This is a genomic window from Nonlabens sp. Hel1_33_55 (assembly GCF_900101765.1).
Taxonomy (GTDB): domain Bacteria; phylum Bacteroidota; class Bacteroidia; order Flavobacteriales; family Flavobacteriaceae; genus Nonlabens.
Window position 1 is genome coordinate 2,059,728 of record NZ_LT627735.1, and the last position, 12,773, is coordinate 2,072,500.

14 protein-coding genes (1 of these 14 only partly in view) are annotated in these 12,773 nt (G+C 39.6%); 10 read left to right on the forward strand and 4 right to left on the reverse strand.

Annotation, left to right across the window (positions count from 1 at the left end):
- Positions 1-2 precede the first annotated feature (2 nt).
- Genes BLO34_RS09155 through BLO34_RS09165 form a run of 3 tightly spaced genes read left to right on the forward strand, consistent with a single transcriptional unit; the run spans position 3 to position 3,575 of the window.
- Positions 3-1,367 (forward strand): nodulation protein NoeA, encoded by a 1,365-nt coding sequence (locus tag BLO34_RS09155; RefSeq protein WP_090754658.1) that lies wholly within the window; start codon positions 3-5, stop codon positions 1,365-1,367.
- Entirely contained in the window at positions 1,364-2,830 is a 1,467-nt protein-coding gene (locus tag BLO34_RS09160; RefSeq protein ID WP_090754660.1) for a hypothetical protein, read from the forward strand. The genes BLO34_RS09155 and BLO34_RS09160 overlap by 4 nt, the downstream gene beginning before the upstream one ends.
- Complete coding sequence (locus tag BLO34_RS09165) at positions 2,796-3,575, forward strand: hypothetical protein (protein WP_090754661.1); 780 nt, start codon at positions 2,796-2,798, stop codon at positions 3,573-3,575. The genes BLO34_RS09160 and BLO34_RS09165 overlap by 35 nt, the downstream gene beginning before the upstream one ends.
- On the opposite strand, the gene BLO34_RS09170 is transcribed toward BLO34_RS09165, so the two are convergent.
- Together BLO34_RS09170 and xrtF are read right to left on the reverse strand one after the other, a co-directional pair.
- Entirely contained in the window at positions 3,538-4,008 is a 471-nt protein-coding gene (locus BLO34_RS09170; RefSeq protein WP_090754663.1) for an exosortase F system-associated membrane protein, read from the reverse strand. The genes BLO34_RS09165 and BLO34_RS09170 overlap by 38 nt on opposite strands.
- Positions 4,005-4,538 (reverse strand): exosortase family protein XrtF, encoded by a 534-nt coding sequence (xrtF, locus tag BLO34_RS09175; RefSeq protein WP_090754665.1) that lies wholly within the window; start codon positions 4,536-4,538, stop codon positions 4,005-4,007. The genes BLO34_RS09170 and xrtF overlap by 4 nt, the downstream gene beginning before the upstream one ends.
- A gap of 74 nt (positions 4,539-4,612) precedes the next feature.
- Here xrtF and BLO34_RS09180 point away from each other — a divergent pair, with 74 nt between their 5' ends.
- The gene (locus BLO34_RS09180) at positions 4,613-5,065 is read left to right on the forward strand and encodes a GAF domain-containing protein (protein WP_090754666.1); all 453 of its coding nucleotides are present in this window, start codon (positions 4,613-4,615) and stop codon (positions 5,063-5,065) included.
- 3 nt (positions 5,066-5,068) lie between these two features.
- Here the strand turns inward: BLO34_RS09180 and galE are convergent, their stop codons facing one another.
- Positions 5,069-6,091, reverse strand: coding sequence for a UDP-glucose 4-epimerase GalE (gene galE, locus BLO34_RS09185; protein WP_090754669.1), 1,023 nt, complete (start codon positions 6,089-6,091; stop codon positions 5,069-5,071).
- A gap of 140 nt (positions 6,092-6,231) precedes the next feature.
- Entirely contained in the window at positions 6,232-7,374 is a 1,143-nt protein-coding gene (locus tag BLO34_RS09190) for an acyl-CoA dehydrogenase (protein ID WP_090754671.1), read from the reverse strand.
- Positions 7,375-7,445: 71 nt separating this feature from the next.
- Between BLO34_RS09190 and BLO34_RS09195 the strand changes: the two genes are divergently transcribed.
- The 6 genes from BLO34_RS09195 to BLO34_RS09220 all read left to right on the forward strand — a co-directional run.
- Entirely contained in the window at positions 7,446-8,501 is a 1,056-nt protein-coding gene (locus BLO34_RS09195) for an anhydro-N-acetylmuramic acid kinase (RefSeq protein WP_090754673.1), read from the forward strand.
- A gap of 67 nt (positions 8,502-8,568) precedes the next feature.
- Positions 8,569-9,795: a Glu/Leu/Phe/Val dehydrogenase dimerization domain-containing protein gene (locus BLO34_RS09200; protein WP_090754675.1), complete on the forward strand. Its 1,227-nt coding sequence runs from the start codon at positions 8,569-8,571 to the stop codon at positions 9,793-9,795.
- Positions 9,796-11,328: a sodium/proton antiporter NhaB gene (gene nhaB, locus BLO34_RS09205; protein WP_090754677.1), complete on the forward strand. Its 1,533-nt coding sequence runs from the start codon at positions 9,796-9,798 to the stop codon at positions 11,326-11,328.
- 106 nt (positions 11,329-11,434) lie between these two features.
- Positions 11,435-12,121 (forward strand): MotA/TolQ/ExbB proton channel family protein, encoded by a 687-nt coding sequence (locus BLO34_RS09210; protein WP_090754678.1) that lies wholly within the window; start codon positions 11,435-11,437, stop codon positions 12,119-12,121.
- Position 12,122: 1 nt separating this feature from the next.
- Positions 12,123-12,515 carry an ExbD/TolR family protein gene (locus tag BLO34_RS09215; protein WP_090754680.1) on the forward strand — a complete coding sequence of 131 codons (393 nt, stop codon included), beginning with the start codon at positions 12,123-12,125 and terminating at the stop codon, positions 12,513-12,515.
- A 1-nt stretch (position 12,516) separates the two neighbouring features.
- On the forward strand, positions 12,517-12,773 hold the 5' end (the start) of the coding sequence (locus BLO34_RS09220) for a hypothetical protein (RefSeq protein WP_090754681.1). The gene runs 556 nt beyond the window's last position; only the first 257 of its 813 coding nucleotides appear in the window; the start codon lies at positions 12,517-12,519; its stop codon lies off the right edge, out of view.

The following is a 12,773-nucleotide window of genomic DNA, read 5'->3' on the forward strand; positions in this document are numbered from 1 at the left end:
TAATGAAGCGATTACCGGCTTCCTATAGAGATCCTTCTGGTTACATTTTTTTGGATGGTGATCATTTAAGGCGCCAAATCAACCCGGTTTTTTTTGAGGAATATAGTGCTGCAGTAAATGCGGGAATCTACGAAAAGCTGTTTGCAAAAGGATGGCTTATACCTCACCGTGAGGTCTCACAGGATGAAAATAAAATAATTCTTGAACCAGAGCATATCCCATTCATTAGTTATCCCTACGAGTGGAGTTTTACACAATATAAACATGCGGCCCAACTTACGTTGCGATTGCAAATGTTTTTGCTGGAACACGATTTCTCGCTCAAAGATGCCAGCGCTTTCAATATTACATTTCATAATGGCAAAGCTATTTTTATTGACACACTAAGTATTGAACGCTATAAAGAAAACGAACCGTGGCGTGCGTTGCAGCAATTTGAAATGCACTTTTTCGGCACATTGCTACTAGCTGAAAAATATGGCGCTCAACACCTCAAAACCTTATCACATCAAATTAACGGTGTTGACTTGAAAGAGACTTCAAAACTGTTGGGATGGAAATCAAGATTTCATCCAGTAATTTATCCCAACATTCATTTGATGGCAAAGGATAATGGCGAGGCTCAAACCAACACTGCTGAAAAATCACCCAAAATTTCAAAAGAATCCCAGCTCAAAATTCTGAAAGTTCTAGAGATGCATATTTCTGGAATGTCATTATCAGAATCTACAGAATGGACGGCTTACTATGATCAAACCAATTATGATGCGGCCTCATTTGGCAACAAAAAACAATTGATTCATGATTGGAGCAATGCACTTGATGCCAAAACTGCTATTGATCTAGGTGGTAATGACGGCACCTTTGCCAGAGAATTACCGTCAAGCATAGAGCAGGTAATCGTTAGTGACATTGATCAAGCTGCGATTGACTATTGTTATAAAAAGGAACTAGAATCCAGCGACAGCAAGATCTTACCGATAGTTATCGACCTGATGCAACCTTCTCCATCTATAGGTTTTGGCAACAATGAACGTAAGAGTTTTAGTAAACGTATTGAAAACCTACAACCAGATTTGAGCCTAGCGCTGGCGTTGATTCATCATATTACACTTACTGGTAATGTGCCGTTCGAGATGAGCGCCGCATTTTTCTCGAGAATTAGCAAACATTTAATTATCGAATTTCCCGATCGTGAGGACAGTTGGGTACAATTCATTCTAGATAGTAAAAGAGATGCTCGTCATTTATTTGATGATTATAATCTGTCCGCTTTCGCGAAAGCGTACTCAGAATACTACCACATTGACAAAAAACAAAAAATCGAAGGGACGCACAGAACCCTATTTTTAATGCGTCGCAAATGAAGGAACGTTTACTGAAATATTTTAAGAGCGATAAGCACTTGTGGTGGACAGTTACTGTTTTACCCGGTGTTTACAGCATTCTATATTTATATACGAATAATTTTACAAGCGTAAATTCGTGGATTCAACTTGGCAATTTCTTGTTGATGTTCATTCTGTTGCCTGTGGTAGAGATTGTACTTCTGGACCTGGCCTTTAAAAAATGGTTGCCTAATCATAGGTCAAAATTATACTGGTCTTATTTAATCATCAACTTTGCAATCATCCTATCCCTTTGTGTCTTTCAAGGCTGGCGATGGAAAGGGCTTATTCTTGTGGCAATAATTAGTATAGTAAGCGCATTTTTTACAGCAAAACACTATAAAAAACTAGTTCTGATTCTGGGTCTAATGACACTTTTTGCCTTGGCAAATTTTACTTTCTTCTATGTCACGCGAATTGTGGGGACACCAGAATGGTCAAAAACACAAGATTTTGAAAAACTAGTTTTTGAGAAAAAGCCAAATATTTATTTAATCCAGCCTGATGGTTTTGTAGCACCAAAAGCTGCTAAAAATCCAGAATATCAATGGTCAGGAACAGATTTCTACAGCCAACTGGAAGAAAATGAAATTTTCATCAATAGAGAATATCGCAGTAATTATCCAACCACGCTCACCAGTAACAGCGCATTATTTACTGGACAACATCACTATTTTAACAATGGAAAAATAGAAGGTGAATTATTCAATGCTCGTGATATTATCGTTGGCAAAAATGCCGCATTAAATACTCTTAAGTCAAATGGATATCAACTCAACGCCATTCTTCAACACAAATACTTGCTCCTCAATCACCCTAAAGTTGCATACGATTACATAAACGTTGACTATAACGACGTAAATGTTACCACCAGTTATATTTCCAATAATGATTACAAAAGAGATCTTTATGATAGAATGGAAGTATCAAGTGATCTACCGCAGTTTTATTTTGTAGAAGTTTTATCACCAGGACATATTTCAGTCAGTGAATGGTCTGCAGGAACTATTGAAGAGGAAAGAGAAGTATATCTGCAGCGCATGGATGATATGGCCATTGAAATTCTAGAGATGACCCAGCATATTTCCAAAAAAGATCCAGACGCAATCATTATTCTTGCCGCAGACCATGGAGGCTTTGTTGGTTTCAAAAGCACAGGTGAAGCCTATGCTAAACCTACTCAGGAAATACCTCTCAAGCAGAGTCTTTTCAGTGCGTTGCTAGCAGTAAAAGCTCCTACGGATTTCAAGAGCTATCAGGAGAATATTAAAAGCTCTGTAGGGATTTTCAGTAATTTATTCCATTACCTTGCAGCGCGGCCTGTGCCATTAGATACACTAGACAATAGCAGTTATATTTTCATTAAAAAAGAAGACGTTCGAGGCGTCTATAAATATTACAATACAAATGGTGAACCTGTTACCGAAAAAATTCAATTATAGTTTTTTAATTTTATTCTTTTTTGCTTCCAGCTATGGGATAGCCCAATCCTGTGTTTGTTACCAGAAAGACCTTCTTAACGATTTTAAAGACACCGATTTTATAGGAGTTGTAACGGTGACTGCCAAAGAACAGCATCCCTACAATGCAGAGGTTGATGTAATTTCCTTTACAACTCAAGAGATTTTCAAAGGTTCTGAAATCAATGAAGTTTTTGTATTTCAAAAGAAAGGCCATGGTAAGAATAATGATGGATGTCAGCTGTTTTTAAAGGAAGGCGATCAGTTGTTATTGTATGCCAACTATAAAAGCAACTATCATTTTACTATGCCGTGTTACCGCAATAAACTCTTAAGTAACACAGAAACAGACTACCAAATGGCGGTACAAAATCATTTGAAAATCTTACGCCAGTTGCAACCCTTTGAACAAGATCTCAAAGAGGCCACCACTAAATGTAGTGATGCCATTACTGATGCAGAAGCTGGAAATGTTATAGGCGATATACGTCTCAAAACTGATGAAACGAGAATGGGTCTTTATAGTGTGAAATTTACTGAGGACAATAAAATTGACAGAATTGAAGTCGTTTCCCCTTTCAATGACGAGGTTGATAATAAGGTGCGCATCGCGCTGATAAAGAAAGAATGGACGCCTTGCGAGCTTAATGAAGATAGAAAACTGATATTAGGATACTTCTACAAACCTTCTACTTTTTATCGTCGGGCGCATTTGAGTCCGCTATAAGGGCTGCATTTCTTGTCTTGAGAAAATAGCCTCCAGCTACCAAAACAAAGAGTAATAAAGGGTGAATCAAAAACCTTCTGGTATAGAAAAGCGCCATTTTTGATAGCGAGGCTTCAAACTGCAGCGTGACAAAAAACAGAACGTTTAGCACGATAAAAGCAAACAGATACACCCATAAACCTGCCTTAATATAACTAGCGGACTTAAAAAGAACCCAGATTATAGCTAGCGAAATAATTGCGTTCATCGAATACCGCAATGAGTTAGATAAAAACAACCACATTGTTTTCATCTCTGGAAAAGGCATGCTCTGGAATGCGCCATGGAAATACTCATCCAGTGGATCATAAAATAAGTCATGCTGGAAATAACGAACGCAGACCAACAACACTAACAGTATCGCAACAGCGCATATTTGAAGTAAACGGCTCACGAGGTTTTCGGTTTTCTGATCCAGTAGATCCACAATAAGATGACGCTCCCATAGATTACTGCTGGAAATGCGATGTCATGGGCAACTTCCCTAAATTCCGGCAGATTTTGAAATACTAGGGCAAGCGAGACCAGCCTTGTAAGATTCACTAAATAGATAAATACAAATCCTATCAATAGGAAGAGGATTGTTTTCTTGTACGCTTTCGCGAAAGCGATGACAAAAGCAGCAAACAACAACATCACACTTACCGCATTACAACCCTCAATCACCCTATAAACGATCTGATCGTTGATATACAACATCACTGATGGATGGCTGGATGCATTATAGATCTGCGCATCATAACCCAACCATTGAAGTATCGTCTGCGTTTGCCTACTCACGCCAGCAGTTATGGGATCTGGATAATTATAATCCTGATATTCCAACTGCAAATAACCATAGTAAGCAAGCGACAGCAGTAAATACAGCGCACCAAAGATGATAACAAATTTGAAAACGGGATAATAGGGTTTGAGGCGGTCCAATCAATAAGATTTATAACAAAGTTAGTTATTTAAGGTAGTTTGGCTCTTAATTTTGGCAGCCTTAAGAAAGACTCATGCAAAAGAACGATTTAAAACCACAGATTACATCCATTATTAACGGTGATGAGGAAGCAGTAAAGAAAATGCAAGCCATTTGCGATTTGTTGCAAGATAAATTGCCTACTTATAATTGGGTAGGTTTCTACATGGCACATGAAACCGAGCCAAGGTTACACCTGTGGTGTCAAGCAGGTGAGCCTACAGATCATGTGGTGATACCTTTTGGCAAAGGGATTTGTGGTCAGGTAGCGGTTTCTAATCAGAATTTTGTGGTGGACGATGTTAAGGCCCAGGATAACTATATCGCCTGCAGTATTTATGTAAAAAGTGAGGTCGTCATTCCATTATTCAAGGATGGCAAGAATATAGGCCAGATCGATATTGACAGTAATACCGTGGCAGCTTTTGATGAAAGTGATGAACGTTTTCTAGAATGGGTGAACGAGCAAGTAGCGACGATTCTATAGCGCCTAGAAATCTTCACTCCTGACATGCTGCTCCCATTTCCATGCAGATTCTAAAGCTTCTTTCAAGGACGACCGTGCTTTCCATCCTAGAACGTTATTGGCACGATCCGTTTGTGCATAGGCAGCTGTAATATCGCCCGAGCGGCGATCTACTACCTTATAGTTCAAAGGCTTTCCAGAAACCTCTTTAAAGGTGTTGACTACTTCCATAACAGTAGAACCAGTTCCTGTTCCTATATTGAAGGTTTCCATATTGGTTTCATTCTTGCCGGTTTCTAATCTTTCCAAAGCAACAACATGAGCTTTTGCAAGATCTACCACATGGATATAATCTCTTATTGCTGTTCCATCCTTGGTAGGGTAATCATCGCCATAAATAGATAACTGTTCACGCAGTCCTATTCCAGTTTGGGTGATATAGGGAACTAAATTCTGTGGTGTTCCCAGCGGTAATTCACCAATCTTAGCCGACTCGTGTGCCCCTATTGGATTGAAATAGCGCAATGCAATGGCATTCAAATTAGGCATCACATTACAGAGATCTCTAATAATTTCTTCACCTATTTGTTTAGTATTACCATAAGGAGATTCGGCTGGTTTGACTGGAGCACTTTCTGATACTGGTAATTCATCTGCCTGTCCATAAACAGTACAGGATGAGCTGAAAATGAACTTTGTATTTCTTCTCTTAATGTTGTTGAGCAAATAGACTAAAGCCGTGATATTATTCTCGTAATAATCCAACGGTCGTGCTACGCTCTCGCCTACGGCTTTTGACGCTGCAAAATGAATTACGTTTTCAATATCCTTATGCTTTCTGAAAAAGTAAACCACATCTTCTTTTACCCTTAAGTCAAGCTTTTCAAATTCAGGCTCTTTTCCAGTTATGGATGTTATTTGATCAAGTACCTTCTCTGAACTGTTTGATAGGTCATCAATTATTACAACCTCATGGCCACGCTCCTGCAACTCTACCACCACATGTGAACCTATATAACCTAATCCACCAGTAACCAATACTTTCATATTCTACATTTTAATCTGAGGTTGAATTTAGGGATTAAAATAAAAACAGCTACCCTATGGCAACCGTTTTTGTCTCTAATATTACTCGTAATCATAAGGTGCGGGATAAATTTCGCATCTTATTAGGATTCTATTTTAATCTAATCAGCCAAAAGGCCTCTTGAAATTACAATCTTCTGGATCTCGCTGGTTCCTTCATAGATCTGTGTGATTTTTGCATCACGCATCAAACGTTCTACATGGTATTCTTTTACAAATCCATTACCGCCATGTACCTGAACCGCTTCTACAGATACATCCATTGCAACTTGAGATGCATATAATTTTGCCATGGCACTGCTCATATCATAGCTGTTGCCTTGATCTTTATCCCATGCGCTTTTCATTACCAAATGTCTTGCTGCAGCAATGCTGGTATGCATGTCTGCTAGTTTAAAGGCGATTGCTTGATGGTTACAGATTTCGGTTCCAAAAGCCTTACGCACTTTACTGTAATCACGCGCAAGTTCATAAGCGCCACTTGCGATTCCCAATGCTTGGGCTGCAATACCTATACGACCACCAGAAAGTGTCTTCATAGCAAACTTGAACCCAAAACCGTCCTCGCCTATCCTGTTTTCCTTAGGCACTTTCACATCATTGAAAATCAATGAGTGCGTATCACTACCACGTATACCTAATTTATCTTCCTTAACACCTATTTCAAAACCATCCCAGCCTTTCTCAACGATAAAAGCATTAATTCCTTTATGCTTTTTCTCTTTATCAGTCTGGGCTATGACTAGATAATAATCGGCACTATTACCGTTTGTGATCCAGTTTTTAGTACCATTAAGCACATAGTGATCGCCTTTATCAATCGCCGTTGTTTTTTGGGACGTAGCATCACTACCAGCTTCTGGCTCAGAAAGACAAAATGCGCCAATCGATTCTCCAGAGGTTAGTTTAGTCAGGTATTTTTCTTTTTGAGCCTCGTTACCATAAGTATCAAGTCCCCAACAAACCAGTGAGTTATTTACCGATACGATCACGGAGGCACTAGCGTCCACTTTAGAAAGTTCTTCCATTACCAAAACGTATGATATAGTATCCATTCCACCACCGCCGTACTTAGGATCTGCCATCATTCCTAGAAATCCTAGCTCACCCATTTTCTTAATTTGTTCTGTAGGGAATCTTTGTAGGTTGTCACGCTCGATCACTCCAGGCAACAATTCGGTTTTTGCAAAATCTCTGGCAGCATCTCTAATCATTAAATGCTCTTCCGTAAGGCTAAAATCCATCTGTATATTTGTTTTTTTATCTGTCGGCAAATTTAAGGATTCTTGACAGTATCACACAATCATAAAAACACATGATAGCACAGAGTTATAACGTCATAGGAGTCATGTCTGGCACGTCTCTCGATGGAATTGATCTTGTCCACGTTAATCTCAAATATTCAAGCGGTTGGAGTTTTGAAATTTTGCACCATGAATGTGTTGAATATGAACAATCATGGGCAAATAGACTTCAAGGAGGTATTGATCTTTATGAATCTATTTTGCAACTGCTCAATAAAGACTACACGACGTATCTGGCAGCCGTTTGCAATGATTTCATCAAATCAAATAGCATTGAAAACCTTATAGCGATTTGTTCACACGGCCATACGATTTCTCACGATCCAGAGAATGGTCACACATTACAGATTGGAAACCTTCCAGAGCTCGCAACCTTAACTAACCAGCGTATTGTTTGTGATTTTAGAGTCCAGGATGTCGCTATGGGTGGTCAAGGCGCACCACTGGTACCTATAGGCGACCGTTTGCTTTTTAGCAACAACGACTATTGCCTTAATCTTGGTGGTTTTGCAAATGTCAGTTTTGAAAATAATGGAAATAGGCTGGCTTATGACCTTTGTGCAGTAAATGTTGTGCTCAATCACTATGCTTTAAAACTAGGAAAGAAGTATGATGATAATGGCGCTTTCGCGAAAGCGGGAACTCCACAATCCTCTATCCTAAAACAACTTGCAGATTTACCATTTTATAAACAACCTGCACCTAAATCCTTGGGAATCGAATGGGTGAATGAGTACGTTTTTCCAATTCTTGATACGATTGAAGATCCGCTGAATGTTATCGCCACTTACACTCACCATGTTGCTAAAATCATCTCTGAAAGCCTGCCAGCAAATTCTAAAGTGATCGTTACTGGTGGTGGAGCTTACAACTCATATTTGCTAGAATTAATCAACACCCAACGATCGACATTGTTGGAACTACCAGAACCAGCCATTATCGACATGAAGGAAGCGATCATTTTTGCATTATTAGGTGTGCTGCGGCTACGCAATGAAAATAATTGCATTTCTAGCGTGACTGGAGCTTCTAGAGACCATAGTAGCGGCAAAATTTATACTCCATAACAAATTGCGAAAAATCCCAAAATCGACCTACGCTTTTTTATATTTGTGAGCTAAGCCATAAAACTCAATGAAAGAACTCTTAAAACGCTATGAAAACGCAGAACCTGAAATCGTCTTTCACTGGAATGATCCAGAAACAGATGCAGAAGGATGGACGGTTATCAATAGTTTAAGAGGTGGTGCAGCTGGCGGTGGAACGCGTATGAGAATTGGTCTTGATCAAAACGAGGTTCTATCCCTTGCTAAAACCATGGAGATCAAATTCACGGTTTCTGGACCAGCCATAGGTGGCGCAAAGTCAGGAATTAATTTTGACCCACAGGATCCTCGCAAGAAAGGTGTATTGGAACGATGGTACAGAGCTGTTTCCCCTTTACTAAAAAGCTACTATGGAACTGGTGGCGATCTCAACGTTGACGAGATCCACGAAGTAATACCCATTACAGAGGAAAGCGGTGTCTGGCACCCGCAAGAAGGCGTTTTCAACGGTCATTTCACACCATCTGTGGCAGATAAAATCAACCGCATAGGCCAACTGCGACAAGGCGTCATCAAAGTAATCGAGAATCCAGACTATTCACCAGACGTTTCCAGAAAATACACGGTTGCAGATATGATCACCGGCTATGGCGTGGCAGAAGCCGCTCGTCATTATTACAATATTTATGGCGGCGACATCAAAGGTAAACGTGCAGTAGTTCAAGGCTTTGGGAATGTGGGCAGCGCAGCTGCATTCTATCTAGCTCAAGCAGGCGCTAAAATCGTAGGGATTATAGACAGTGCCGGTGGGTTGATCAATGAAGATGGATATAGCTTTGAAGAAATTAAACAACTGTTTCTTAACAAACACGGGAATCAGCTTAAAGCAGATGATTTAATTCCTTTTGTAGAAGCAAACGAAGCCATCTATTCCTTACAAACCGAGATATTTGCTCCATGTGCTGCATCGCGACTTATAAGTAAAAAGCAAATTGATCAAATGATCGATTCTGGATTGGAAGTGATTTCTTGCGGTGCCAACGTACCTTTTGCAGATAAGGAAATTTTCTTCGGCTCCATTATGGAATATACTGATGAAAAGGTAAGTTTGATACCAGATTTTATTTCCAACTGTGGTATGGCTCGCGTTTTTGCCTACTTTATGGAGCGCAAGGTCCAAATGACTGACGAAGCAATATTTAACGATACCAGCATGACGATACGTAATGCTATCCAAAATACTTTTAATAACAATAGTTCCAAAACGCAAATAAGCAGCACTGCTTTTGAAATTGCACTTAAACAACTCACATAAATGTTCAAATCTTTCCTAGGTAATAGTCCCATATGGTTCAAGTCGACCATACTTTCTTTTTTGGTTTTAAACACCGTTCTGTTTTTTATAGTAAGTGGAACCACCATGGGCTGGATCTTCATAGCAGAATTCATTTTCTGTCTAGCAATGGCCTTAAAATGTTATCCTTTACAATCTGGAGGGTTACTTGCTTTGCAGGTACTATTTCTAGGATTGACTCATCCCATGTACAAAATTGATCATGACACCCATGAAGCCGTATTAGATGAGGCTGGACAGCATGTTTTAGGAGGTGTTTATGCAGAGGTTGCCCAGAATCTTGAAGTAATTCTACTTCTAGTGTTTATGGTAGCAGGTATCTATTTCATGAAACCGCTACTCATGTACATTTTTGTAAAGGTTTTTACTAAAATCAAGAGTAAAATTGTTCTCTCTTTATTCTTTGTAGGATTGAGTGCTGTATTATCTGCATTTCTTGATGCATTGACTGTAACTGCGGTATTGATAAGTGTTGGACTAGGTTTTTACAATGTATACCACAAAATCCACTCCAGCGATCTGGATCTGGATGGTGACAACACGCTAGATAGGAAGCAGCTAAGCGGTGAGACGCTGGAAGAATTTAGATCATTCCTGAGAAGTTTAGTAATGCATGGAGTTGTTGGAACGGCCTTAGGTGGTGTTTGTACCATCGTTGGAGAACCGCAAAACTTGTTGATAGGAACTAAAATGAACTGGGACTTTATTGAGTTTTTCACTGTCATGGCCCCAATCACCATACCTGTATTGATTGCGGGATTGATCACAACTGTAATTTTAGAGAGTACTAAAATATTTGGTTTTGGCCAGAAGATGCCACCTGTAGTGCGTGACATTATTGAAGGATGGATGGAGAAGCGTGATGAAGAGCGCACGCAAAAAGAAAAATATGGGCTTATAGTTCAGGGGATTTCTGCCATTCTGTTGATCACAGCATTAGCGCTGCACATTGCACCAGTAGGATTTATAGGACTTGCTTTAATTGTGGTTCAAACAGCATTTATGGGAATCACTGATGAGCACAGCTTAGGTAAGGCGTTTGAGGAGGCTTTGCCATTTACAGGTCTTTTGGTTGTGTTTTTTGTAATCGTAGCCATGATTCATGACCAGCATTTATTTGCTCCTATCATCGAATGGGCATTAAGTAAAGATCCAGCTAGCCAGCCGGCTATTTTCTACTTGGCTAACGGAGTTTTAAGCATGATTTCAGACAACGTATTTGTTGCAACGGTCTATATAAATGAAGTTTCGGCCGCATACGATGCCGGTAAAATCACTAAAGAGACCTATGAACATCTAGCAGTAGCCATTAATACAGGAACCAATCTACCTAGTGTGGCAACACCTAATGGTCAGGCAGCATTCTTGTTCTTGCTGACTTCAGCATTAGCTCCTGTGATTAACCTATCCTATCTCAAAATGGCCAAAATGGCTCTACCTTATACCATTGTATTAACGATTGTAGGGTTGATAATGGTTATGTATACTTTGTAGATATTGATGAGGAGTTCGCTTTCGCGAAAGCGAACTATTTCAAAACCACGTACTATAATAAGTCCTTGTACGTTATTTAAAAAATACTGATTAAACCAACATTTGTATGATCCAAGATCTGACTACCGATTTAGAGGCACAACAACCCATAGTCGAAGAGAAAACGCTATCACTCTACGACCTTGTTGCCAGCGGTGGAGTCGCAGGTACTATTATAATTGTCATTTTGTTAATTCTGCTCTTTGTTGCTCTCTATATTTATTTTGAGCGACTCTTTAAGATAAAGGCAAGTTCAAAAATTGACAGCAACTTCATGTTGCAAATCAAAGATCACGTGACTAATGGGCGTATTGATAGTGCAAAAATGCTGTGTGCCAAGGAAGGCTCTCCAGTGGCTCGTCTTACTGAAAAAGGTATAAGCCGGATAGGTTCTCCATTGGAAGACATCAACAGCGCTATTGAAAATGCTGGAAAGTTGGAGGTTTACAAACTTGAGAAAAATGTGAGTGTACTGGCAACTATTGCTGGTGCTGCTCCTATGATTGGCTTTTTGGGAACTGTAATAGGTATGGTCCTCGCTTTTCATACACTTGCAACTAGCGGTGGGCAAGCCGAAATGGGTACACTTGCAGAAGGTATTTATACAGCAATGACTACAACGGTGGCTGGTCTGATAGTCGGTATTATTGCCTACATAGGATACAATCATCTGGTGGTTAAAACAGACAAGGTGGTTCACCAAATGGAAGCCAATGCTGTTGACTTTTTAGATCTTTTAAACGAGCCTGCCTAATATGAACTTAAGAGGAAGAAATAAGGTAAGCCCAGAATTCTCAATGTCGTCGATGACTGACATTGTGTTTTTGTTGTTGGTGTTTTTTTTATTAACGTCACCATCCATTACTCCAGAGGCTTTAGACCTGATATTGCCGAAGGCAAGTGGCAAGACCTCTAATGTCCAGAATGCATCAGTTAGTATTTCAAGAGATGGGCTATTCTATGTAAATTCTACAGAAATAGCCCCAGAGGATATGGAAGAAGAATTGATCAAGGTAATGGATGGACAGGAAGATCCAACGATCATTTTAAGAGCAGATGGAGAGACCGCGGTAAATAGTGCCGTTAAGGTCATGGATATTGCCAATAGAAATAGGTTTAAAATTATCCTGGCTGTTAAACCAGAGTAACATGAGTTTTCTAAACACTAAAGAGAAACGTAAATCATTTGCCATATCTGCAGGGATCATGGCAACCCTTCTTCTGTTTTTCATTTTTGTAACGGTATTTACAGTACTCGATCCACCAGAAGAAAGTGGTATAGCAGTCAACTTTGGTAATACAGATGTGGGCTCTGGATCTATAGAACCTGCTAGACCTACCCAAGTAACACCAGAATCCTCACCTACAGAGTCCACTCCAGAAGCTTCTAGCGCTGAAAACATCAT

What these genes read in the sequence shown, in the direction of transcription:
- BLO34_RS09195 (WP_090754673.1), top strand. Translation starts at nt 7,446, where the DNA reads ATGATAGCACAGAGTTATAACGTCATAGGAGTCATGTCTGGCACGTCT.
- BLO34_RS09165 (WP_090754661.1), top strand. Translation starts at nt 2,796, where the DNA reads ATGGTGAACCTGTTACCGAAAAAATTCAATTATAGTTTTTTAATTTTA.
- BLO34_RS09190 (WP_090754671.1), bottom strand. Translation starts at nt 7,374, where the DNA reads ATGGATTTTAGCCTTACGGAAGAGCATTTAATGATTAGAGATGCTGCC.
- galE (WP_090754669.1), bottom strand. Translation starts at nt 6,091, where the DNA reads ATGAAAGTATTGGTTACTGGTGGATTAGGTTATATAGGTTCACATGTG.
- BLO34_RS09215 (WP_090754680.1), top strand. Translation starts at nt 12,123, where the DNA reads ATGAACTTAAGAGGAAGAAATAAGGTAAGCCCAGAATTCTCAATGTCG.
- BLO34_RS09155 (WP_090754658.1), top strand. Translation starts at nt 3, where the DNA reads ATGAAGCGATTACCGGCTTCCTATAGAGATCCTTCTGGTTACATTTTT.
- BLO34_RS09180 (WP_090754666.1), top strand. Translation starts at nt 4,613, where the DNA reads ATGCAAAAGAACGATTTAAAACCACAGATTACATCCATTATTAACGGT.
- BLO34_RS09210 (WP_090754678.1), top strand. Translation starts at nt 11,435, where the DNA reads ATGATCCAAGATCTGACTACCGATTTAGAGGCACAACAACCCATAGTC.
- BLO34_RS09160 (WP_090754660.1), top strand. Translation starts at nt 1,364, where the DNA reads ATGAAGGAACGTTTACTGAAATATTTTAAGAGCGATAAGCACTTGTGG.
- nhaB (WP_090754677.1), top strand. Translation starts at nt 9,796, where the DNA reads ATGTTCAAATCTTTCCTAGGTAATAGTCCCATATGGTTCAAGTCGACC.
- BLO34_RS09200 (WP_090754675.1), top strand. Translation starts at nt 8,569, where the DNA reads ATGAAAGAACTCTTAAAACGCTATGAAAACGCAGAACCTGAAATCGTC.